Source organism: Cytophagales bacterium (assembly GCA_033344775.1).
Lineage (GTDB): Bacteria > Bacteroidota > Bacteroidia > Cytophagales > Cyclobacteriaceae > JAWPMT01.
Window position 1 is genome coordinate 1,079,065 of the sequence record JAWPMT010000004.1, and the last position, 23,724, is coordinate 1,102,788.

The 23,724-nt window shown below is 43.2% G+C and carries 24 protein-coding genes; 7 read left to right on the top strand and 17 right to left on the bottom strand.

The genetic code is table 11. From position 1 onward, the window contains the following. Positions 1-4 precede the first annotated feature (4 nt). The 7 genes from R8G66_13290 to R8G66_13320 all read right to left on the bottom strand — a co-directional run bounded on the left by R8G66_13290 (position 5) and on the right by R8G66_13320 (position 6,500). A complete protein-coding gene (locus R8G66_13290; protein ID MDW3193340.1) occupies positions 5-2,617 on the bottom strand; it encodes an ABC transporter permease in 2,613 nt (870 codons plus the stop codon). 1 nt (position 2,618) lies between these two features. Further along, positions 2,619-2,951 carry a helix-turn-helix transcriptional regulator gene (locus tag R8G66_13295; protein MDW3193341.1) on the bottom strand — a complete coding sequence of 111 codons (333 nt, stop codon included), beginning with the start codon at positions 2,949-2,951 and terminating at the stop codon, positions 2,619-2,621. Between the two features lie 176 nt (positions 2,952-3,127). Further along, entirely contained in the window at positions 3,128-3,532 is a 405-nt protein-coding gene (locus tag R8G66_13300; GenBank protein ID MDW3193342.1) for a type II toxin-antitoxin system VapC family toxin, read from the bottom strand. Then, entirely contained in the window at positions 3,529-3,759 is a 231-nt protein-coding gene (locus R8G66_13305; GenBank protein MDW3193343.1) for a hypothetical protein, read from the bottom strand. The genes R8G66_13300 and R8G66_13305 overlap by 4 nt, the downstream gene beginning before the upstream one ends. A 237-nt stretch (positions 3,760-3,996) precedes the next feature. Further along, complete coding sequence (locus R8G66_13310; GenBank protein ID MDW3193344.1) at positions 3,997-5,463, bottom strand: TIR domain-containing protein; 1,467 nt, start codon at positions 5,461-5,463, stop codon at positions 3,997-3,999. Positions 5,464-5,604: 141 nt separating this feature from the next. Further along, positions 5,605-6,273 carry a hypothetical protein gene (locus R8G66_13315; GenBank protein MDW3193345.1) on the bottom strand — a complete coding sequence of 223 codons (669 nt, stop codon included), beginning with the start codon at positions 6,271-6,273 and terminating at the stop codon, positions 5,605-5,607. Positions 6,274-6,347: 74 nt separating this feature from the next. Next, complete coding sequence (locus R8G66_13320) at positions 6,348-6,500, bottom strand: hypothetical protein (protein ID MDW3193346.1); 153 nt, start codon at positions 6,498-6,500, stop codon at positions 6,348-6,350. Between the two features lie 295 nt (positions 6,501-6,795). Here R8G66_13320 and R8G66_13325 point away from each other — a divergent pair, with 295 nt between their 5' ends. After that, positions 6,796-7,917, top strand: coding sequence for a Fic family protein (locus R8G66_13325; GenBank protein ID MDW3193347.1), 1,122 nt, complete (start codon positions 6,796-6,798; stop codon positions 7,915-7,917). Between the two features lie 8 nt (positions 7,918-7,925). Here R8G66_13325 and R8G66_13330 read toward each other — a convergent pair whose 3' ends face one another. After that, positions 7,926-9,677: an ATP-binding protein gene (locus R8G66_13330; protein MDW3193348.1), complete on the bottom strand. Its 1,752-nt coding sequence runs from the start codon at positions 9,675-9,677 to the stop codon at positions 7,926-7,928. A gap of 185 nt (positions 9,678-9,862) precedes the next feature. Beyond that, positions 9,863-10,951, bottom strand: a complete 1,089-nt coding sequence (locus R8G66_13335; GenBank protein MDW3193349.1) for an aromatic ring-hydroxylating dioxygenase subunit alpha — start codon at positions 10,949-10,951, stop codon at positions 9,863-9,865. A gap of 53 nt (positions 10,952-11,004) precedes the next feature. On the opposite strand from R8G66_13335, the gene R8G66_13340 reads away from it, so the two are divergent. Next, positions 11,005-12,306, top strand: coding sequence for an amino acid permease (locus tag R8G66_13340; GenBank protein ID MDW3193350.1), 1,302 nt, complete (start codon positions 11,005-11,007; stop codon positions 12,304-12,306). On the opposite strand, the gene R8G66_13345 is transcribed toward R8G66_13340, so the two are convergent. From R8G66_13345 to R8G66_13360, 4 genes are read right to left on the bottom strand one after another with little or no spacing between them, the layout of a single operon-like run. Next, complete coding sequence (locus R8G66_13345) at positions 12,303-12,557, bottom strand: hypothetical protein (protein MDW3193351.1); 255 nt, start codon at positions 12,555-12,557, stop codon at positions 12,303-12,305. The two genes, R8G66_13340 and R8G66_13345, sit on opposite strands and share 4 nt — an antisense overlap. Further along, positions 12,557-13,021 carry a nuclear transport factor 2 family protein gene (locus R8G66_13350; protein ID MDW3193352.1) on the bottom strand — a complete coding sequence of 155 codons (465 nt, stop codon included), beginning with the start codon at positions 13,019-13,021 and terminating at the stop codon, positions 12,557-12,559. The genes R8G66_13345 and R8G66_13350 overlap by 1 nt, the downstream gene beginning before the upstream one ends. A 1-nt stretch (position 13,022) precedes the next feature. Beyond that, on the bottom strand, positions 13,023-13,715 hold the full coding sequence (locus R8G66_13355) for an NAD-dependent deacylase (protein MDW3193353.1): 693 nt from the start codon (positions 13,713-13,715) through the stop codon (positions 13,023-13,025). Positions 13,716-13,721: 6 nt separating this feature from the next. Then, positions 13,722-14,177: a hypothetical protein gene (locus tag R8G66_13360; GenBank protein ID MDW3193354.1), complete on the bottom strand. Its 456-nt coding sequence runs from the start codon at positions 14,175-14,177 to the stop codon at positions 13,722-13,724. A 110-nt stretch (positions 14,178-14,287) separates the two neighbouring features. Here R8G66_13360 and R8G66_13365 point away from each other — a divergent pair, with 110 nt between their 5' ends. Further along, complete coding sequence (locus R8G66_13365; protein ID MDW3193355.1) at positions 14,288-14,719, top strand: VOC family protein; 432 nt, start codon at positions 14,288-14,290, stop codon at positions 14,717-14,719. A 54-nt stretch (positions 14,720-14,773) separates the two neighbouring features. Then, positions 14,774-15,844 (top strand): VOC family protein, encoded by a 1,071-nt coding sequence (locus tag R8G66_13370; protein MDW3193356.1) that lies wholly within the window; start codon positions 14,774-14,776, stop codon positions 15,842-15,844. Positions 15,845-15,854: 10 nt separating this feature from the next. On the opposite strand, the gene R8G66_13375 is transcribed toward R8G66_13370, so the two are convergent. From R8G66_13375 to dinB, 3 genes are all read right to left on the bottom strand, one after another. Beyond that, entirely contained in the window at positions 15,855-16,769 is a 915-nt protein-coding gene (locus R8G66_13375) for a hypothetical protein (GenBank protein ID MDW3193357.1), read from the bottom strand. A gap of 39 nt (positions 16,770-16,808) precedes the next feature. Beyond that, on the bottom strand, positions 16,809-17,399 hold the full coding sequence (locus tag R8G66_13380; GenBank protein MDW3193358.1) for a TetR/AcrR family transcriptional regulator: 591 nt from the start codon (positions 17,397-17,399) through the stop codon (positions 16,809-16,811). Between the two features lie 156 nt (positions 17,400-17,555). Further along, positions 17,556-18,644, bottom strand: a complete 1,089-nt coding sequence (dinB, locus tag R8G66_13385) for a DNA polymerase IV (GenBank protein ID MDW3193359.1) — start codon at positions 18,642-18,644, stop codon at positions 17,556-17,558. A gap of 159 nt (positions 18,645-18,803) precedes the next feature. Here dinB and R8G66_13390 point away from each other — a divergent pair, with 159 nt between their 5' ends. After that, on the top strand, positions 18,804-19,235 hold the full coding sequence (locus R8G66_13390) for a YHS domain-containing (seleno)protein (GenBank protein ID MDW3193360.1): 432 nt from the start codon (positions 18,804-18,806) through the stop codon (positions 19,233-19,235). On the opposite strand, the gene R8G66_13395 is transcribed toward R8G66_13390, so the two are convergent. Continuing rightward, positions 19,232-20,644 (bottom strand): pyridoxal-dependent decarboxylase, encoded by a 1,413-nt coding sequence (locus R8G66_13395; protein MDW3193361.1) that lies wholly within the window; start codon positions 20,642-20,644, stop codon positions 19,232-19,234. The two genes, R8G66_13390 and R8G66_13395, sit on opposite strands and share 4 nt — an antisense overlap. A gap of 299 nt (positions 20,645-20,943) precedes the next feature. On the opposite strand from R8G66_13395, the gene R8G66_13400 reads away from it, so the two are divergent. Further along, entirely contained in the window at positions 20,944-22,005 is a 1,062-nt protein-coding gene (locus R8G66_13400; protein ID MDW3193362.1) for a helix-turn-helix domain-containing protein, read from the top strand. Between the two features lie 802 nt (positions 22,006-22,807). Continuing rightward, positions 22,808-23,671 carry a helix-turn-helix domain-containing protein gene (locus R8G66_13405; protein MDW3193363.1) on the top strand — a complete coding sequence of 288 codons (864 nt, stop codon included), beginning with the start codon at positions 22,808-22,810 and terminating at the stop codon, positions 23,669-23,671. Positions 23,672-23,724 lie beyond the last annotated feature (53 nt).

Below are 23,724 nucleotides of genomic sequence, written 5' to 3' on the forward strand. Positions count from 1 at the left end.
TGACTCATTCATTCCGAAGACAATCCACTGGATTAGCGGACGCAGCTTTCACCGACTGCCCACTAATGGTCAATAGTGCAATCATCAAAGCAGCAAAACCCACGATGAAGAAGGGCAACCAACTTATACTTACTCGATACGCATAACTATCCAACCAACCTTGCATCGAAAACCAGGCAATAGGAATAGCTACCATAAAACCTCCAATGATGAGCTTCATGAAGTTTCCTGATATCAGCACAAGGATATTGGCAATGGAAGCACCTAGTACTTTACGAATCCCGATCTCTTTGATCCGCTGATGTGCGCTTAGCGCAGCCAATCCATACAAGCCTAACGAAGCGATGACAATGGTCAACAAACTCAATGTTCCGAATAGCTTCGCTTTCTTTTGTTCGCTTTCATACAATTGATTGATCCGGTCATCCATGAACTTAAAATCAGCTGGATAATCTGTATGTTCCTTGAGTGACTTGTCCAGAAACCGAAGCAGCTCTGGTATATTTTGCGCATGAACTTTGAGGGAAATGTACTCAAAATAGGGTTTAGTCTCGATCAACATCGGCGTGATTGCCAAATGCATGTGATGTATGTGAAAATCCTTAACGACACCTATAACAGTCCTGTATTCACTTGGAGTATCATCAGTCAAAACCTGACCAATCGCTTCATACGGAGTAAGCCCAAGCGCCTTAACTGCGGATTCATTAATCAGACATTCCTTTTTACCCGATATTGGTTGATCTGGGAGCATTCTACCTGCTAAAAGCGCTATCTCAAATACCTCTAAAAAATCCCTATCAGCCCGCAACCTCGTTATCGCCAAATCATCATCCGGATCACCCCCTTCGTCATCGTTGACCAGCGTTCCTGACTGTACATTATGAGGCAAGTCCTGTGAAGTTCCTACTTGAATGATGTCGGGATTGGCAAGCCATTCTTCCTTAATCACATCAAAATTTTTGATCACCTTACTATCCAGCAGTTCCATGGTGAGGATTTGTTCCTTTTCAAACCCAAGCTCTTTCTTTCCGATGAATTGGAATTGTTGGTACATGACCAGCGTGCAAATCACCAGGGCGATCGAAACGGTATACTGAAAAACAATCAACCATTTTTGGGTCCCTTTGCCCTTGAGGTTGTCTTGTGAGCCTCCTTTTAAAGTGCTGATGATAGAGGGAGAAGAAATAACCAGCGCCGGATAAATTCCCGCGAAAAATCCAAGAAGAAATACTGCTCCGGTAAGGATCAGTAAGAGATCCAGGTTATGGATAAAACTCAATTCCAACTGTCGGTCTAAAATGAGGCCAAAGGCGGGGATCAGGAACTTGGCGAGGATCAATGAAATAACAAACGCCATGACGGCTAGTAATTCCGACTCCAATAAAAACTGGAAGACCAACTGTTTTCGTCCGGCACCAAAAGATTTACGAACACCTACTTCTTTTACCCTAATCATCGAACGCGCGATGGACAAGTTGACATAATTGATTCCAGCCAGGATTAGGATCAACAAGGATACGGCGGCAAACAAATAGAGCTGCTGGGGATTCCCTTTCAACTCAAAATCATTGTTGATGTTGCTGTTCAGGTGTATCGCCTGAAAAGGCTGAAGTAAATAGTAGAAATCAAAAGGCCGATCCTTGGTCCAGTACTGATCAATGAGGTTATCCATTTTCCCTTCAAGCGCCCTGGGATCAGCAGAAGGATGCAATGAAAAGAAGGTGTAGTAATTGCTGCCGTCCCACTTATCCTTTTTGAATTCACTTAAATACCTGCGATCATTCTGAAGGTTGGCGATAAATGAAAATTGAAAAGTAGCATTCGCGGGAGGATCTTCTACCACCCCTGTAATGAGATGAGGCTTATCTTTATAGACGATTGTCTTACCCATGGCCCTTCCATCTGAAAACATTTTCGCCACCAAAGACGTGGTTAAGACGATACTCGCCGGATGTTCAAAAGCGGTCTGTGCATCGCCTTCAATGAACTTCGGATGAGAAAACAATTGGAAGAACTCCTTATCTGTGTATAAACCTTTCTCATACCAATGATTTTCGTCATTATATGACAGGAGTGATTTGCCCTCCGCAACCGTGGTGGCATGTTGTACTTCAGGATAATCCGCCACCAAGGTGGAAGCAAGCTGTGCCGGCGTTACCGCGTAGTAGCTTGACCCGAGATAGGTATCTTCCGGAGAGTGGTCAAAAATGTGATAGATGTTGTCCACATTTTCATAAAAGCCATCAAAAGAGCGCTCATGGGCAACAAAGACTGAGACAAGAATGAAACAGGTGATCCCGATGACGAGCCCAACGACGTTGAAAAAACTGTAGCGCTTTTGTCGCATGATGTTCCGCCAACTGACCTTCAGATAGTTCGCCAGCAGACTTGTGTGTAGGCTTTGGGAGCCAAAACTTAGGTTTCTGATCATGGAAGGCCGGAACAACAACAGGATCTCTTTGGCCAGCAACCAATCCGCTTTCCTTTTCCCGTGTTTTTCAACGTTGCGTTCATGAAATTCCAGCAAATCACCTTCGATATCAATGTGATACTCGGACCGGCAAAACCACTTCAAGATACGCAGCAAGATGTGAGGGGGCTTAGTAGCGTTCATGTTACGAAAGGTTGATGATGGTTTGTGGCAATGCGTTCCAAAGCTCATTCCTTTTCTCTCGCACGTATTCCAGCGTTTTCTTGCCGGAAGCTGTCAAGGTGAAAAAGAGCTTAGGCCTCCCACCGCGGGATTCCGAACTTTCCCCATGATTGGCATCCAGGAATCCCTTTTTCTCTAGTCTCCTTAAAGTCGTTTGCAGCGCTCCCACACTGACGGTTCGGTCCAGTCTTTTTTCGATCTCATCCCGGATCGTCACACCGTAAGCATCGCCATCAAGGATACCGACAGTCAGTAAAACGATCTCCTCAAATTCGCCTAATTGATACTGTTTCATACTCAATTACTATAAAGTAGTATTGCTAAGATAGGAAAATATTTCATAATACTATTTTGTAGTATTGAATTCTGTGGATTTGTTTGATTGGAGGTTAGGGGTAGAATTGGGTTTGAAGCCAGTAAACCTTTATTGATATGGGCTAAGGGAATATTAGGAAAGAGGGGTTGGTAGGTTTATTCTCTCCAGTTAGCAGTAGAAAGTCTGGAAATAGGTTGATAGTGTTTCTGGTTGTTCGTTACCAATGTCAGACTATTTGTTATCGCAATTCCAGAAATCAGCAGATCTGCGGTTCCTATGGTAATTCCCTTCTTCCTCAATTCAGCATAGATGTTTGCAGAAGTCCTTATTGATAACATTGATAGTTTTAGGACCTCACAAGTTGAGATAAATCTCTCAAAGGCTTCAATTTGTTTAGTAGCTCCTTTAAAAGTTAGACCGGATAGAATTTCGAAATAGGTGATCTCAGAAATAGTAATCTTACTGAAATCGTGAAGATAAATCTCAAAATTATGAGCTATTTCCTTATCACCCTTCAAAAAGTATGAAAGGATATCTGTGTCTATAAGAGACGGATTCAAAATTGTGGGATCCTGTTATTATCGTCTGTTCTGGACTGATGAAGTTCATTGGTTAACTCATTCAGTTCAAGCTCTTCGAAAATACCACTGAAGGATAAAGTTGATTGCTCAGTTGAAAACTCTGAGTTCAGGTCATTCAAGTACGAATCAAGATTTGATAGCTTGTCATCCGAAAGCTTCTTGACCTTATTGAGGATTGATTTCCTGAGTTTTTCTTTAGTCACCATAAAGGTAAAGTTACGGAATTTTAAAAAGATTGTTTATTGCTTTTTAAGCAATGCTCTTCCCTTCGCAGTACGCCTTTTACGCCACTTAAAAATCGAGGAGAGTCGGGTACGATCACCCAAAGGCATTTACTGGTTATGGCAAGAATTGGGCCTGAGATCCAACTTTACCTTCATTCTTGTTGCCCTTGAGGAACATCAGGAAAGTGGGGGATGGTATGTAATATCTGTTAGATATGTTTATTCTAATTTCTCCCAAACTTTAAAGACGATTTCATCTTCTACAGTATCCTGCCAACCTGGCAATTCTTCATCCCATTTAAATTTGATTCCAACAATGTCGTCAGGTATTCCTGCGAACACAGTATCGTCTAAATACACAGGAATAACTTCTTCATTGGGAACTCTTTTCTTGAAACAATCTCGTTCAAAAGTTGGCCAGATTTTGTCTCTGTGATTAGCGTCTAGAAGACACAGCACAAATTGTGAAGCATGTACAAAAATCCTTTCAAATTCTTTGCTCCAAGCCTTTCCGAGGTAATTGGACTCATACAGTTCATCATAAAAGACTGGAACATCTATCAATTCCAATTGCTCAGCGATATACTTTGCTAACTTTCTATTTTCTCCTGCAAAGGAAATAGCTATATCAAATTCCTTGTCTTGCCCACCATCTCTAAATCCACACTCCTTTCTGATATCTTCCCAGTTAACATGCTTCATAAAATAGAAAAGAGCTGGGTCTTCGATTGCGAAATTTTTGTTTTCTGAATTATAAAAGAAGTAACGGCTACAGACTGGCTTTGATTCTAGAAGTATGTTTAGTCTTCGTTCTTTAATCCCGTTAATACTTCCTTTCATCTCTTCATAAGCGTTTGCTAATTCATTGAGATCGACGATAGAACTATCCTGACCTGCAATTAATTTAAGTAACTTGAAGTAAGGGTCATTACTTGGTCTAAACCGTCTACCTCTGGCAAATTCCTTAACAGGGTCTTTATAGGCGTGAGATAATCTGTTAACCATAGAAGTTCGAATTGCCTTCAAATCATAGTCAAGAAATTTCACATCATCTTGTTCTTCCAGTATGTCATTCTGAGCACAAATTGTTTGACATATCGATTGAGTAAGCCAGTAATCACCACGACTTTCTTCAAATATATTATCTGGATTTTCAATTTGGACATTGAGCTTTTCAGCTCCAATGTTTATTAGGTCTTTAATTGTTATCTTATTTCCCGGATGTATTCTATGAATTCCACATCTTTTAGCAATGTCATGGACAAGATTAATTAAGGACGAGCCAACTTGATTTATTCCGATCAATATAAGTTTCGGTAAATTTTCGTCTTGGGTTTCGGCCGCTATTTTTGCTATATCTGCAAGTTCAGTTTGTAGCTCAGTGGATAACCTGTGAAAGTCATCGATAATGAAATGCCCAGAAGGTTTGTTTTGGGCCAAGTGTACAATTTTTTCAAGATCGTTTGTTTGCCGAGCTGTTAAGTAATTGATCGGTATATCTGCCGATAGTTGATTCAATATCCTTTTAGCTGTTGTGGTCTTACCTGTTCCTGATTGTCCCTCAATGATCACAGGTTTGCCTTTCCTTCGTATATCCAGGAGAATTTCGTTATAGTTTGGTGGTTTCACGAAGGTAAATTGCGGAATCCCTTCAGTTACAAATATTTCTTCTAGCAGTGCCTTCATTTACTTCCTGTAAGTTATCTAAGTGTAGAATACACGTATTTAAACGTTATTTCTATTCTACAATCAATTCAACACCTAAACTAAAACACAACGCAATCAAACCAAACCATTTCCTACCAAAACCGATAAAGGTTTCCTGCATCAAGGCACAACCCGCACCCCATAGGTATGGCTGGACCGGCAGTCCTGGGCTTTGATGGAAAATTGGATGAGGGGATGGTTGTAGCTCAAAAAGTCGATGGGTATTGCTTGTTCTTCTGTTTCGTAGACGTCTAAAAAGGACTTGGAAGAGGCATCCTGTACGATTACTACGTAACTGCCTTTGTACTTACTATCAGGATTGGACCATCTGATGGTTCTGGGCTTTCCTTTCCGCTTGCTGATGTTTTGGACAGGTTTACTATCTACGTCGATCCTACCCATTTCATAATGCTTGTTGGAGCCGGGCACAACCATCATTTTGTACTTGAACTTACATCCAAGGAGTTTCTTGTCTCTTAAAACGTTCTTCAGGCTATCGTGGGTTTTGTGCCGCGCATAATCGAAAGTCATCAGGGAATCGATGTTGTATCTCCCAGGCTTCAGACGCGGATTGACAAAGGTCCGGGACCTCAGTAATACCTCACCTTTGCTTTTGACAGTAACTACATCCCTTCGATCGACACGTTCCCCTTTTTTGAGCTTATCTCCATTTTCTCGATAAGCCTTTTTCGCTTCCAGTACGTCGTAATATTGTCCTAGAAGCTGTCCGTGAGTATTATGACCAGCGTACCAAAACAGGGTAATCAATAAGAAAGTGTATGTTCTCATCGTGGGATGGTTGGTTTGGTTTTGTATACTAAACGAAGATTCCGTTGAATTCTTTTGTCTGCAACAATCGCACTTTAATAGTCAGGGAATATCTCTAACTTGAATAGAAGCTCAATTAATTCTGCTTTAAATCTTGAGATCTCGGTATTCCTCCGCTGCGCCTCAGAAACCGAGATGACGTTACCGATGATGTATTCCAAACTCAAGTCATTTGCAATTAAGGTCATTCAAGTTCAATTCTTTTACCTGCAACAACCGTACCTCAACTCTTAAGGGCAGTGCCAGTCATGAATATAGGCACCCGATAGCTTTAGAAGCGCAACACAATTTGGAAATTAAGGCCAAATACCACACTAAACATTAAATAGACTCATAATTAAAGTTTACATGATAGTAAACCTCAATTTCAAGGTCTAATCAAACAGCAAACATCAATTAATAACTTAAATAATGTTTGCTTAATTCCTTGAAGTTCGATTTAATGCCTACCTTTATAGTAAACATCAAAAATATCAATAATTAATGCTTGCCTATCCAGTAAACCCGGACCGCAACAAACCCTGGAACCAGCTCCCTGATCTTCCGATTGATGCATCGCTGTATACGTCTGTAGAGATCTACGAAGCGTTAGGGCAGGCAAAACATGCCATCGGCCGACTTCAGGGCAGGAGTATCGCCATCCCACATCAGGACCTATTGCTCAATGCGATCAGTTTGCAGGAAGCCAAGGCCTCCAGTGAAATTGAAAACATTTTCACCACTGACGATGATCTGTACAAAGCTTCCAGCGAAGCAGCTACCGCGACCAATCCTCAATCCAAAGAAGTCCTACACTATCGGGAAGCCATCTGGCAAGGCATGAATCATCTAAAATCGAATGGTACCTTCAGCAACGATTACTTCATCAGCATGTATCAGATTGTAAAACAGGCTTCTGATGGGATTCGTCCACCATTCGTTCAACTCACGATCAAGCGAGGAAATACTGGTCCGCAGGCCGGTCAAGTCATCTATACCCCACCTCAAGGCAAAGGTCTTGTGGAAGAAAAACTGGATCGTCTTTCCGGTTTTCTCAATGATACAGAACTCCGCGTTGATCCTCTGATTAAAATGGCCATGGCACACTATCAATTTGAGGTCATACACCCTTTTCGTGATGGTAATGGAAGAACTGGTCGCTTGCTCAATATTCATTACCTGACTCACGCAGGCCTATTGGATTTTCCGGTGCTGTATCTAAGTAAATTCATCATTGATCACAAGGCGGAATACTACGCCCATTTGGCGGGTGTGTCACAGCGCGGTGACTGGCGATCATGGTTAAAGTACATGTTGAAAGCCATTGAGGTGACCGCTAACATTACCTATCAAAAAATCAATGATATTCTTACAACCAGAGAAAGTATTCTGGAGGCTATTCAACAAGAAACTGATATTCGCCGACCTGAGCAATTGGTAGACGAGATCTTCAAGCAACCTTATACCAAGGTAAAGCACCTGACTGACCAATCACTGTATGCAGAAAACACAGCGCGGGACTATCTTAATCAGTTGACGGACATGCATGTTTTGGAAAAACGCACCATTAGTGGTCATCATTATTACGTGAATTTGGAGTTGTATCGGATATTAGCTGAGGGATAGACGAGTCATCAAGGGTCAATCAATAGCCGAACCGTAGCAGTGGTTCCAACATTTCTCTCAGACATAAAGTTAATTTCTCCCTGATGATCCTGAATGATCGTGTAGGCAATTGACAGACCTAATCCGGTACCCTTACCTGGATCTCTGGTTGTAAAAAAGGGATCCATGATCTTCGGTATCAGATTGGCTTCAATCCCCTCACCATCGTCCTTAATCTCAATGACCGCATGATCATTCTTAGGATAAGTACTGATGGTTATCTTTCCATGAGTTTCAATGGCCTGAATCGCATTGGTCAACAGATTGAGAAAAAGCTGATGCAGGTCCTGTTTATTTCCCATCACCTCCAGATTTCCGACACTATATTGCTTCTGAACCTCAATCCCTGCCTCGATCTCCCGCCTCAGAATGGTCAAGCAATTATCAAGTACTTCATGAATTTCACATCTTTCGTTATTATCCTCTGTACTTGCACTGAATTGATTCAGACCTTCTACAATATCAGAGGCCCGGGTCACCCCTGTTTCCAAAGCGTTTAGTAACAGCGAAACCTCTTTGTCTTTTTCACCTTTCAGATAATTCTTTAAGCCTACAAAACTGCCTTTTATAAAATTGAGTGGATTATTTATTTCGTGAGCTACCCCTGCCGTCATTACCCCAAGTGAAGCCATTTTTTCGGCCTGTATCAACTGCGATTGGGTTCGCTTCAAATCAATGGTTTTTTGCTCCACTAGCTCTTCCAGGTTATGGCGATAAGCTTCGAGTTCTTTTTCCATTTTTCGCTTTTCTGAAACATCATAAAACAAGCCTTCTACACCTTCATAATCACCATTGGCAGACTGTACGACCGTGGCGTTCGTTTCCATGACCAAATCACCCCGGTGTTTTGTTTTGCTAAGCGTCTCATAGCCTTCCACTTTGCCATCTTCTCTGGTTTTATCCAACAAAAGCTGAGCCTCTTCTGGATTGACAAAAAAGGAATTGAGTGGCTGACCAACGAGTTCTTGTTCACTGAAGCCTATGATCTTTGTTGCCGATGGGCTTACCAATTCAATAATACCATCCGCGTTAATTTTATAGAAACCGCCTATTAGATTGTTAACAATGCTTCGATACAAGAGCTCGCTTTCCTCCAGCTTTTTCCTGGCTTCAGATAATTCACGATTTTGCTTTTCCTTAATATCCGCATCTCTGCGCGCTCGCTCAAGGGCTTGATCTGAAAACTTAGTAGCAAAGTATAGGATAATGGAGATATTGATCAGCGTGAAAGAATAGAAAATCTGCACCTCCCGCAAGAGGCCCACCTGATCGCTAAAAGTTGATTGCAAATAGAAAGAGACCCGGATAGAGCTGATGAAAAAAATACCTGCCGCAACAATAAGTACCTTTCGAGTAGAAAAGAGCGAGATAAAAACCAATACAAAAAGACATAGATAGAACTCCTCGTTGTATTTGGTAAAGACCGTATCCTGATCAAATAGGTTGATCACGATGGTCATGATTACCACAGAACCTATTGAAAACGTAGTACCTGCGATGATCAAACCATGCTTTCGAAGAATAAACAATACTGATACTACAAAGGCCTGCCCAATCAATAAAAAATAATCGGAGGCCGTCCATTCCTGTTCGGTAAAAAAGGATTGAACAATGAGCACTACCATGAGCAGGAATACGGATAGAAGAATCCATTTTAATGCTTCTGCCTTTTGCCGTTCAAGTTTATCTGCTACCTCACTTGGATTGAAGAAATTAAACATGTAATCTAGGATAGGATTTCATCAAACACGATCTATCAATCAAAATCAGTTTGATTCGATAAAGTTAGCTTACCAAACTCACTTCAAATCGTGTCTGATCACCTATTAGATATTTGACTGGATTAGTCCGATCAACAGTGCTTGATCCCGCCGTAATTGAAACTTTCCATAATCTGTTATCAAATTTATCTTCCTATAAAATCCGCCAACAACTGATGAAAATAGTGCACACCTTTCTCACGAGTGGGCGAGAAACGTCCTCCGGGATAGTACCGGGACTTCAGACCTTTGTGTACGGACTCTACAACAGTTTCATCTTCTCGTTCTACCTTATCCAGTAGAGCTCCTGCCCCACTGTCTAGCTTAGACTCATCCCAAACGTAGCTTCGGAAGATTACCTTGGTCTGATTAGGGGACAGTGGCCGAACAATATTCAGGGAAAGCCCCCAGGGATAGAAGTTCAGCATCATATTCGGGAATACCCAGTAGTAGTAGGCTGCCACATGCTTGCCGTGATCGATATGCCCTTCAGGTAAATCAAAGCAGTCTACAGATGCATCAGAATAGCCGACTTGCAACGTGTAGTGATCGCCAATGATATCGGTATAGTTTTTATAATCTAGCGCCTGATTCAAGTCCGGATGAACGAATGGAATGTGGAAGCCCTCCAGGTAATTATCACAGTACAAGGCCCAATGGGCATTGACCAGGTATTCCCTGGATAAGGTCGGTCGGTATGCCATTTGATCTAACGGCAAAAACCCAACTCGCTCATTGATATCCGCAAGTACTCCTTTGAAATCGATCTCCCCTCCCATTTGCGCAAACAACAACGGACCGAAGCTCTCTAAATTAAAGCGGTGTAAATCATCACAGTCTCTCGGAAAATCCTTAGCGTCCTTGAACTCCGGCATGCTTTCGAATTGACCATTCAGGTCAAACTTTCTTCCATGGTAAGGACAGACCAGTTTTCGAGTCTTTCCAGGGTTTGCTGCTACCAGATTGGCCCGATGGGTACATACGTTGCTTAGGCAATGTAAATATCCCTGCTGGTCACGTGAAAGCAACATCGGTTCGGTGAGAAAACCATCCATGAGCACAAAAGGATGAATGTGGCCTTCCAGTCGTACATCAAACGAATCCCCTACCCATTGCCAGGATTGGTAAAAAATTGATTCCTTCAAGGAGTCGAACACATGAACATCTCTATAAAACCAGGCTGGAAGGGTCTCGCTCTTAGAAATGTCGGAATTCACGTTAACTTGTCTGCTCATACCTTCATGGATTGCATCAAAACTAAGCATTTTTAGCGCGTGCATTTTTGACTATGGAAAAACGAAAACTCGGACTTTGGACCTCAGCCGCCTTGGTCGTCGGCAATACAATCGGTTCTGGTATTTTCCTGGCACCCGCGGTATTGGCCCGATACGGAAGCATCGGGTTGATCGGATGGCTGGTCTCTGCCCTTGGCGCTTACTTTTTGGCGCGTGTCTTCATCAACTTCCATGATTTCGTCCCAGGGAAGAGCGGAGGCCCGTATACCTACAGTCGCATTGGTCTCGGTGATTTCGGTGGCTTTCAGGTCGCATGGGGATACTGGATCTCTGTTTGGGCTACTAACGCGACGATTTCTATTGCCACCATCGGCTACCTGGGGGTATTCTTCCCTATTCTAAAAGAGAATTTACTCATTGCCGTTTTGACTGGACTAGCGATTGTCTGGTCACTAGTTTGGCTGAATACACGCGGGATCAAGGAAGCCGGCATCTTCCAGCTAATCACGACCGTCCTAAAAATTGCTCCATTGGTTGCGATTGGCATCTTCGGGATATTCTTTGTCCAATGGCAGAACTTTACCCCATTTAATACTGGTCTAGTCGGCAATTTTGAAGCTATTACCGCTTGTGCAGCACTGACTTTATTCTCCTTTCTAGGCGTAGAAAGCGCCACTATCCCGGCCGAAGAAGTCGCAGATGCCAAACGTGTCGTTTCGAAAGCCACCTTATTCGGCTTCATCCTCACTGTGATCATCTATTTCGTGACCTCCTTCGTGGTGATGGGTATCATTCCTAATGCCGAATTGAGTGAGTCTTCGGCACCTTTTGCAGAAGTCGCTCGACGCATGTGGGGCAAACCTGGCGAATGGATCGTAGCTGCAGGAGCGGTATTTTCTACCTTAGGCGCCTTGAATGGATGGATACTTATTCAAGGTCAAATTCCGGCCATCGCGGCCCGAGACAAACTATTCCCTCAGGTTTTTGGCAAGCTCAACTCACGAAATGCGCCAGTAGGCAGTCTGATCATTTCCAGTGTGTTCATTTCCGTATTGATGCTCATGAACTACACCCGAGGACTGGTTGGAGCGTTCAAGTTTGCATTGCTACTTGCGAGTATGACCGCTTTGATTGCCTATCTGTACACAGCCGTCTCACTGGCATTGACCGCCTATCGGGAAGGTATCCGGGGACCTGCCTTGATCCGACAAGTACTCATCGCAACTTTTGCTTTTCTCTTCGGTCTATGGGCCATCATAGGTTCTGGCCAGGAAGTTGTCTTTTGGGGGTTTATTATGCTGCTGTTGGGCGTTCCGGTTTACGCGGTATTGAAAGTGAAAGAAGTAAAAGATTAATCACTTTTTTTAGTCCACGCCTGAATTAATGCCACAATCGCCACTACCATCCAAACGAGATTGATTGCAGTAGAAGGGTACGCCCGATAATAGACCGTATTGGCTGTTAAGAATATGGAACCCGTCAAATTAAGTAATTGATACGAAACCGATTTCCCATGTACTTTCCCATTGCTGATCAGCGCATAGGCCAGAATCACTTCCACCGACCCGATCCAGCCTAAAATGTCAATCCAAAGTTCAAAGTCCATCAACGCGCCATGAATTTCTGAAGTCCCTCATTTGCCATGGCCTTGACTTTATTCTGGACCATTGGCGTCCATCCCATCAGTGTACCGGAAACTCCAAGGGCCATCCTACTCCATTTCCAGAAGTCAAAGTGATCGTGGTGTTCGATGATCTTCCCATCCTGAAATCGAAAAGTTGCTTTGATTTGGTTATGGACCTTGCGACCAGTCTTTGAAAATGGATAATGAGCTTCCCAATGACAGAATCCACTGGTTTCATCTGCCATGACCCGATCAAAGTGGATCACCAGATTTCCTTTAGACCTTTCAATTAACATGGCCCACATGGCACCCACTTCTTTTCCTTTCAGATTAAAAACCGGGTCTGAGAAGGTGACTTCCTCATGATAGCAGCTTGCCATGGTTTCGGCATCCTGCTCCTGAAAGGCCGTATAAAATTTCTCAATAAGATCGTGGTGTTCCTGCATATTAAACCGGATATTGCTCCTTGATAAAGTTAACCGCTTCTTTCACACCTGTTGTGGCAGGTTCCTGATAGATTTTCAGGTTTTGGTAGCCAGAAAGCGATGGGGTATTGGGATCAATTAGAAATTTCGGAATATCAGGTCGGGCATAATCAATCAGCCCAGCAGCAGGGTAAACTTGCAGTGAAGTGCCTACCACCATAAAAATATCTGCCGTCATACATTCAGCAGCAGCAGGCTCAATCATTGGCACCATCTCTCCAAACCAAACGATATGTGGCCTTAACTGACTTCCTTTTTCGCAAGTGTCTCCTATCTTCAATTCCCAACCATCCATGTCGTAAACCAAAGATTCGTCCACAGAGCTTCTGCATTTGAACAGTTCTCCGTGCAAGTGCATCACATTGGCAGAACCCGCCTTTTCATGCAGGTCATCTACATTTTGAGTAATGATGAGCACTTCATAGTCACGCTCTAGTTGTGCTAATTCGATATGTGCCGCGTTAGGTTTTACCTCCAGTGCTTGCTTACGGCGCTGATTATAGAAATCCATCACCATTTCAGGATTCTTCCGCCAGCCTTCCGGAGAGGCCACTTCCATCACGTCGTGTCCTTCCCAAAGTCCACCGGAATCTCGAAAGGTACGAATGCCACTTTCGGCACTCACACCCGCTCCCGTTAGCACGACAATTTTCATCGGATCTTAGAATCTAAACATGCGGCCGGCTTCAGCCCATGGAATACCTAGTATGATAAGCAACATGGCAGCTCCGAAAAAGATAGATTGAAACCGATACTTGACTACACTGTCTTCAGATTTCTTGGAAATACTTCTTCCTGCTTGAGCAAAAACCGCTGCAAGGATCATGAGTGCAAGGTGCTCTACCGCCCAGAACCTCAAATCAGGTTCTTTCATGGCTGCTCCGTAACCCATGGCTCTTGCTTCTCCAACCAATGGGCTTAAAAAAAAGTACAGGATCAAGCCCAGAAGCAACTGCAAATGCATTGTACCTACAAAAGAAGCTGCCAACGTATTGTCAAGCTTTTGATAGGTCCCTCCACTAAACAAGCCAATGAGAGATTTGAATACAGCAAGGATCATCAGGATGAAAACCACCCACCTCAACCATGAATGTGTATAGAGTAGAAAGGTATACATAGGATATTTTAAGTTCGAATCGCTGTAATTTACAATGAGTTAAGCGCTTCGTTTGTCGCCAAAGGTACGCTTTTACTTGCAATCTATTGTCAACACAATTATCAATCGATATGTCAGATAAAGAACCAAAAATCACCGGGATCGGTGGCGTATTTTTCAAGTCTCAGAACTCAATATCCCTCAAAAACTGGTATGCCAAAAGTTTTTCTTTGAATGTGGATGAGTATGGCGCCCTTTTCGAAGCACGGCAATCCACGGATCCTGAAAAAATGCAATACCTCCAATGGGGCCCATTCAAACAGGACACAACCTATTTCGATCCATCGCAGGCAGCCTTCATGATCAATTACCGTGTCCAGAACATAGAAGGTCTGGTCGAAAAGCTTCGAAATGAAGGGGTAACCATCGTAGATGAAATCGAAACCTTTGAATATGGCAAGTTTGTGCATGTCATGGACCCGGAAGGCAACAAACTGGAATTGTGGGAGCCTGTAGATGAAGTCTTTGAAAAAGAGTATTCGGAAAGGGCTAATAAAGAATAGGTAGTCAGCATTGTTGATGTTCTTATATTTGCCGCTTCAAAATTCAAGAGATACATGAGCGACTTTATCATTTGCGGAATTCAACAAATGGGAGTAGGTGTGGCCAATATGCCAGAAGCCTGGAAATGGTACCGAAAATTATTCGGAGTGGACGTCAAAGTTTTTGAAGAGGCAGCTGAAGCCAATCTGATGCTACCTTATACCGGCGGTGAACCTAGAAGTCGTCATGCGGCCCTGGCCATCAACATGCAGGGCGGTGGTGGATTTGAGATCTGGCAATACACTTCCAGAACACCAGAAGGTCCAAAAGATGAAATCCTGTTAGGTGATCTTGGACTCTATTCTGGCAAGATCAAGTGCAAAAACGCGCAAAGGACTTCCGAATTTTGGAAAGGCAGAGATGGAAATGTTTTGAAAGGTGCACAGAAAGATCCACGAAATAAAGGTCATGTATTCATCAAAGACCCCTACGGTAACATTTTCGATGCAGTAGAAAATGAAAGCTGGTTCAAGAATGAAAAGAAACCGACTGGAGGCACCTTTGGCTGCATCATCGGCGTTTCGGATATCGAAGCTTCTAAGAAATTTTACGGTGAGGTACTAGGTTACGATCAGGTACTTTATGAAGGTGAAGGTCAGTACGAAGATTTCAAAGTACTACCTGGTGGAGATGCCACTTTCAAGCGGGCAATCCTTGGTCACGGGCCCAGGACCGGCGGCTTTAGCAAGTTGTTCGGAGACAGTGAAATCGAGTTGGTGCAAGTCGTGGATCGCACACCGAAGAAAATTTTCGAAGGTCGTTTCTGGGGAGACCTGGGATTCATTCACTTGTGTTTTGATATTGTCGGCATGCAAGCCTTGAAGGAGAGATGTGAGGCCGCAGGTCATCCATTCACCGTGGACAGCTTTGCCAATCTGGATGACTCCTTTGACATGGGTGAAGCTGCTGGTCACTTCTCATACATCGAAGATCCTGATGGGGCGCTCATCGAGTTTGTGGAAACGCACAAAATCCCAGTCATGAAGAAGCTTGGCTGGTACCTGGACCTAAGAAAGAAAGACCAGCGCAAACCTGTCCCGAATTACATTTTACATGCAATGGCCCTCAATCGGGTGAAAGATTAATATGTCAAGGCTAGCTGCAAACAGCTAGCTTCTCTTTGACATAATTCACGATTTCGAAGTGTGAAATGATCTTGTAGTGTCCTAATCCTTTGGTATGCACAAGATTGATGTCTGCAGGAATGGAATGTGCAAATTCCAACCCTTGATCATGTGGGATCATTTCATCATGCTCGTCATAGATAAGGTGCAGGTCCATTGATTTTATCTGTTCCAACTTGGTCCTCAGATCGAAGTAATCGATGGATTGGTGATAATTCTTTTCTACCAACTGACACATTTCATGGTATACTTCTTCCTTGCACCCCACCATATTGACCACTTCCTTGAAAAAGTACTTGGAATAAGGCGGCGTAGCAATTAAAAACAATTGGGTTGGGCGGAAATCAGCTGACAACTCCGAAAGCATCACCCCGGAAGCCAAACCACCTAATGAATAGCCAACGACCGCATCGTAAGGCCCATTCTGCACATAGTAATTTTTGAGAATGTCCCTAAACTCAGGTAGCGCAGTATGCCTGCCACTGGATTGACCATGGGCTTTCATATCAATACCTTCTACGGTATAGCCCAATTCGATCAAAGCGGTGATCATTCTACGAAAGTCCGCAATTTTTGAGCGCCAACCATGACTCATTAATACCTTTTTGGGCCCAATTCCCCATTTGTAGCTTACTATTTCATATCCGAAATAGCTCAATTTCGACACTTCAGCAGAAGCCAATAATTGTTGTTGCTGCTCGGTAAAGTGCGGTTTCCCAGGTTTGGTGAATTGATGCCAGATCAATTCGGCAGCTTTCTTCGGTGAAACATGCTGAAGTGCGAGTATGCCCTTCTTCATCAACTCTATTTTCCATCCTGACTTGGCAGGGCGGTTGGCAGGACGACTTCTGTCTATCTGCCCAACATCGATATAAGTAGTGTGCATAGATATATACCGATCGGTATTTGTTGGTTTAAAAAAATATCAGGCTGTAATCTGATCGATCTCTTTGATCAGTCTACGCCTCAACGTCTCATATGTTTGCGGGTCTCCTTCTACTCTGCTCAACATGATCCCACCTTCTACAGCCGTATACAAAAGCACCGCTGTTTCTTCCACATTCGTATCCTTTCTGATCTGCCCTTCCGTCACGCCTCGATAGATGATCTTGATCAGGGACTGTTTCATCATGGATATAAAGTGTACCAGCTTGGTCCTCAGCAAGGGCAAGCTATCATCCGCCTCAATCGCCGTATTAATGATTGGACAACCTCCTTTTATCGGCGGATTCAAAATATAATCCGAATAGTAATTAACGATAGCCTTAAGTTTTTCAGGAGCAGTCTTTGCCGCACTGATCCGCTTATTCAAATCGTCTTTCACAAATTTTAGCGCATACTCAAACCCAGCTTCGGCCACACCATCTTTGCTGCCAAAATGACCATAGATCGCCCCTTTGGTCATGCCCACTTCTTTCGTAATGTCCGAAAGTGAAGTGGCTTTATATCCCTTGGTATTGAAAAGAGAAAGTGCCTTTCTGGTAATCAGATCTCGGGTCTGTTCAGGGGTGCGCATACTACAAATATACCGATCGGTATATGAATTCCAAAAATATTCATATTAAATTATATGTCCAAAGGAGATACCCTACGCGGGCCGCCGGTATTTCTCCATGTCTTACAAAATTTAAATGGTGAAAACCCTATTCGGGCGCCCAGCATGACGCTTTTCTTAAAAAGAAAGGGTTAATTGGGGTTCCTGGGTTTCTTCGATGAAGTTGGATATGCCTACACCTAGCAAACGAATACCTTCAGGACGCAATAACTTTTCTGTGACCAATTCCTGGGTCATGTCCTCGACTTGTTCAGGGGTGTGGATTCCGTTTTCTAAGGTCTTACTGCGTGTAATTTGCTGAAAGTCACCGTACTTGATCTTAATGGTCAGGGTCTTCCCTATTTTATGCCGGTTATACCTTTTGAATAAAGATTCATTCAATCGATTAAGAGCAGCCAGTACATCTTCCAGTTTCATGAAATTTTCACGATAAGTGTTTTCAACACTGACTGATTTGCGTTCCCGGTGGGCTTTTACTCCCCTAAGATCCACTCCCCGACAAATGTTGTAATAGTAAGTTCCTGCCTTACCAAACCTCCGGGCCATTTCTGACAAATCGTATTTCCGCAAATCCTTACCTGTTAGGATACCAGCTAGCTTCATTTTTTCTGCGGTCACCTTACCAATGCCAAAAAACTTATTGATGGGTAATCTTGCTGTGAAAGCATCCGCGTCCTTCGGCAAAATCACATAAAGGCCATCTGGCTTATCCATATCAGAGGCAGTTTTAGCCAGAAACTTATTGAACGACACTCCTGCCGAAGCAGTTAATCCGGTTACGGACTTGATTTCCTGTTTAATGTCCCTGGCAATCAAAGTAGCTGAAGGCTTCCCTTTTTTGGTTGTGGTGACGTCCAGGAAGGCTTCATCCAATGATAGGGGCTCAACAATATCCGTGTAGGAGAAAAAAACCTCCCTGATCTGATCACTCAATTCTTTGTAACGATCGAAACGTGGCTTTACGAAAATCAAATCCGGGCAACGCCGAATAGCTGACACAGAGGGCAGGGCGGATTTCACCCCATAAACCCTGGCTTCATAGCTGGCAGCAGCTACTACACCTCTTTGACCTCCTCCACCCACCGCGACTGGTTTTCCTCGAAGCTCAGGATTATCCATCTGCTCAACAGAAGCATAAAATGCATCCATGTCAATATGAATGATCTTTCTGGCAGGTGCCTCGGTGGTCGAATTCTCCTCGTTCAAGACTTTAATACAGCTAACAGAAACAAAGTAAACGGAGCTTAAGTTTCATCAAATTAACGGTAAGAAATGGCACTGACAAACATTCCATTCCTTCACTATCATTTGTCACTTTACGGTCTCTTTTCTCGTGAAAGGTACAGAACCAGTTACTAAACGAAAATGAAAACCCTTTTGATTTTTTTGGCCACTTTGGCCTTAGATACCGATCCCAAAGAACTCTTCAAACCGGGAGAAGTGGCCTTTGATGGATTTGATTTGGTCTCCTATTATCAGGAAGGACCCGTTACTGGAAATGCAACATATGCTTATGAATATCAAGGTATCACGATGCATTTCTCTTCAGAAGAAAACCTGAATCTTTTCAAGCAATACCCAGAGCGATACTGGCCTGCCCTGGACGGATGGTGTGCAATCTCATTGGTTTATGAAGTGTTGAAAAGACCAGATTTCACGATTTACAAGATCCAGAACAATAAGCTTTACTTTTTCGAAGTACGAGCTTTTTTCAATGGCCTTACCCATTGGGATCGTGATCCGGTGAAAAATGAGATCCTGGCACGTGTTCATTATAAACACTTAGGTGGCTATTAATCCTTCAAAGAGGCCGCACTGGATTGGATCAGGTTCCATATATCACGCACATGATGTTCTTCCAAACGAGTCTGGGCCATTACTAAACGGATGGCGTACTTTCCACGTACTTTGGTATGTGAGAGGTACGCTTTTCCAGTATCATTGATCGTTTGCAGTAACTGCGTATTAAACTCGTTGAGTTGTTCTTCGGCTGCCCCTTTCCACCGGAATACAACCATGTTCAATTGAGGAGGGCACAATAATTCGAATTGCTCGTGGCCTCGGATCTGCTCCGCCACCCAATCACCAAACTCGCAGTGTTTACTCAATGTCTCCACCAGACCTTTCTGACCATAAGCACGCATCACAAACCACAATTTCAGCGCTCTGAAGCGTCTACCTAATGGAATTCCCCAATCCCGGTAGTCATTGACAATCCCACGGGTACTGTTTTTCAAATATTCCGGCAGGATCTCAAACGTGCGAATGAGTTGCTCTTTGTCCTTTACAAAATAGGCCGTACAATCAAAGTTGGTGAACATCCACTTGTGTGGGTTGAAAACGAAGCTATCTGCCAGAGCCACTCCTTCAAATAATACGCGTTTTTCAGGAACAATCATGGCGGTCCCAGCATAAGCTGCATCCACATGAAACCAAATATCATATTTCGTACAGATCTCACCCAATGCCTGTAATGGGTCAAAAGCCAGTGTTCCTGTTGTCCCGGATGCACCGACTACCGCACAAGGTACTTTCCCATCTTCCAGATCCTGACTGATGGCTGCTTCAAGTTTTGAAGGAATCATCGACATGGCCTCATCTACTTCGATCTTCACAAGATTGTCACTTCCGAAACCCGCAATGCGAACTGCCTTATCAATTGAACTATGTGTTTCTGTTGAGCAATAAATCCGATAGCAATTGTGATCGAATCCTTGCGTATTCGTTTTATGGTCGGAACACCGCTCTCTAGCGGTAAGTAATGCAGCCAATGTAGCCGTACTGGCAGTATCCTGGATCACACCATCCCAGGCCTTGGGAAGGTCCAGCAAATGTTTCAGCCAGTTCATCATTTGCTCTTCCAATTCCGCCCCTGCTGGTGAGGTCTCCCAAACCATACACTGCGCACCTAATCCGGCAGTAATGATCTCTGCTATGACAGAAGGATAACTACTATTGCCCGGGAAATAGGCATGAAAGTGTGGATGTTGCCAATGGGTGATTCCGGGTAAAATTTTCTGTTCCAAATCACTCATCCAATCTTCGAAGGGCTCTGAATTTTCCGGAGGTAAAGCAGGAATCTGCTCAATGACCTCACCGGGTTTCACCGTAGACTTAACGGGTAATTCTTCAATTCCTTCCAGATAATCCGCTACCCAATCCACTGCCTGATGGGCGTACTTTCTAAACTCCTCGCTATGCATCATTATAGGTCAAATCATGATTTTTGATTCCGTTTTTCAGGAAGAATGCCCGAAAATGTAAATATGCGAGAATTAAATGCAAGAAAATGCAACCTAAACACCGAAAAATACTAATAATAGTAAAAGGTCAGAAACTTACAACATCAATGGATGTTCGTATCACACGCTGTTTTGGATTTATAGGGTCCAAAAGTAGGGGTATAAAGGTCTAGAGGAATTGTAAAAAGGGAGGAATTGTGGATTTATGTAAATAAGCCCGTCCGACCCTGACCAATTAAACTATCTAACTTAAACCCGCTCCCATGCTGATAGGAAGCATCATCCTGTCCATTGGCATTTTTAATGGCACCATGCTTGCAGCCATTCTTTGGTTCGCCAGGCGCAGCCGTTTTATGGCGGCAGGAATATTGGTCTACTGCCTGATCCTGCTCAAATACTTGGGCTATTGGTGTGAGATTTTGCCCGAACAACGATTTTTAGCAGAAATCCTGAGGCCTGTAGAATTATTAATGGGTCCACTGGTCCTCGGTTGTTTCTATCGCCTGGCTTCAAAGAAATTGAATCGGGAGTGGTTGCACTATCTTCCGGCCCTTTTATTGTTACTATTTGTCGTCAGTAATCATCTAAAGATCCTGATCACCGGCTCTGGGAACTACTCCTTTGGGTATTACGTGTTCATCACGAAGATGACGCATGAGATTGTTTACCTGATCTTCGTCTCCTGGCAATTCCGCAAAGAACTTAACCGCGTTAAGGCTTTGTTAATCACCTTCTTCTCCCTTCAGTGGATCATCAGTTTGTTTTATTTACTTTATCGATTTGAAGGCGATTACAACATAGTAAACTATGTCTTGTTTGCTGGAATGGCTTTTTCCATCAATTACATGGCTTATGTTGCCTTAAGGCAATCATCGATGTTCGCAAAGAACACCCCCACTGCACCTTCTTCCAAATCTGTTAAAAAGACGGAAACCGCGGCAAAGCCTAAATCAGAAACGCAAAAGATTGAACCTGATCTACGACCGATCTATGAAAGTCTGGTCCAGAAGATCACCGAAGAGGAACTATTCCTGAGTCAAAACATCAAACTCTCAGATCTGGCGAGGCAATTATCCGTACCCGAGAAAAGTGTATCCAGAGCAGTGAATGAACATGCAGGGGAAAATTTTAATGCATTCATCAATCGCTACAGAGTCGATCATGCGGCAGACCTGATTCTTAGTGATACACATAGCCATTACACCATTGATGCCATAGCAGAGGAAGCGGGATTCGCCAACAAAGTATCTTTCTACAAGGCTTTTAAACGGATCAAGGGCATCTCACCTAGTGAATATCGTAAGGAAAATTCTCAGGAAGCCTAGCAAAGCAGCGACCTCTGTGTATTGCTACACATAGGGAACTGACCAAGGATCCGCTTATAATCCAATGAATCGAATCTATTACTCCTCATAATACAATTGTGCAAAAATTAGATTTAGTTGTGTTGATCGAGTTTTCTCTAGTGGGTTATTTGCAAACAGAACTACCTTTCTTTCCACTTTTCCATTGATGAAAAGTGGAAAGAAATCTAGCGGTTCCCCGCCGGGACCGGATTCATTTTTTAACCAAAACAGCAAGAGTAAAATAAACTCGCCATTTCGCGATATCAAATCAAATGAGATGCTACAGGCTCAAACAAAATTTTAACTGGCCGTCCGCATTCTTTTCTGCTTTTCTTTGATCCAAAAACCTAAAATAAATCAAGGGCGATACTAGATGGCAACTCCAATTAATACAATTACAAGGTTCGCGGATCGATCTATTTAATCTTTATGAGACTCTCAGGTAGGACATTCGCCAATGTTTTTGAGCCTCGTCCATAGTGTGGAAAATCATAGCTATTTCAGGTACGCAATCCTGATTTAGCACTTCAATGCGGACTGCTCCATTCATTCTTTTAAGAAAATTCTTTAAAAAAATTCAGGAAAGCATAGGGGGTGGGAATTTCCTGGAATCGCCTTAAACCCGCCAAAACAGCCTAATTCTGTAAACAATTAGGCCAAAAATTGTAAGGAATCACGATTATTAACCAGCAGAATTCAATTGTTAACATACCTAATGGTAAAAAAATAAGTGTCTGGATCGGTGAAACGTATTTGAGTGTACAAGGTCAAAAAACTCAAAATGAAAGCGATCCAATTAAATGTACCTAACCATTTAGATATGGTAGAAAGCGTGTGGCGGGTAGATCTCGACTTACGCAAAGCAAAAACCGGATATTACCGACTTCCTGATAACTACTCCGAAATCATCATTGTTTTAAAAGGAGACATTCAGCGATCCGTCATCGGAACCCGGCAATCCACAACGCTTGAAGAAAGACACGCCTATCTGGCACCGGTCAGAAGCAAGGGCACCATTCTTCAAGCCAATGAAGATGTCACTTTTATACTTGTCAAAATTGCACCGCATTTCCAACAAGTCTTGCTCGGCAGAAGGCAATTCGAAACCAGAAATGGTCTATTGAAATTAGAGGCTGGCGAATGGTCGAAAAAATTGCACAGCGTTGTAATTCCCAGCACCAAGCAAGTCGTTCAGGACCTGGAAGCATTCATGCAAAAGAAAATGGATCAACACATGAAGATTGATCCTGTGGTGGAAGCTTCTATCGCATTGATCAGGCACGTACATGGAGATATACGAGTGAAGGAACTCAACGAAGAGTTAGGTGTTTGCAAGTCCACACTGGAAGAAAAATTTAACCGGAATCTTGGACTCTCGCCGAAGGAATTCTGTAAAATCGAGAAGATCAATCAATTTCTTGGCAATTACCAACAACACAAAGACGAGATGACCCTGACGCAGCTCACTTTCAAAAGTGGGTACTATGACCAGAGCCACCTCATCAAAGAATTCAGGTATTTCGTGGACCTGAGTCCGAGAAAATACCTCAAAGAAGTGAACAAGCTACAGTTAGAATCCATACCTCAAACCGCACGCATCCTCGAAGGTCTTCGACCGGCAGGATTCGTCGCGCAAACGGCTTAGTATAAGCTATTTTTTTTGGATACTCACTAGCAACCTCTACGGGGGTTGCTTTT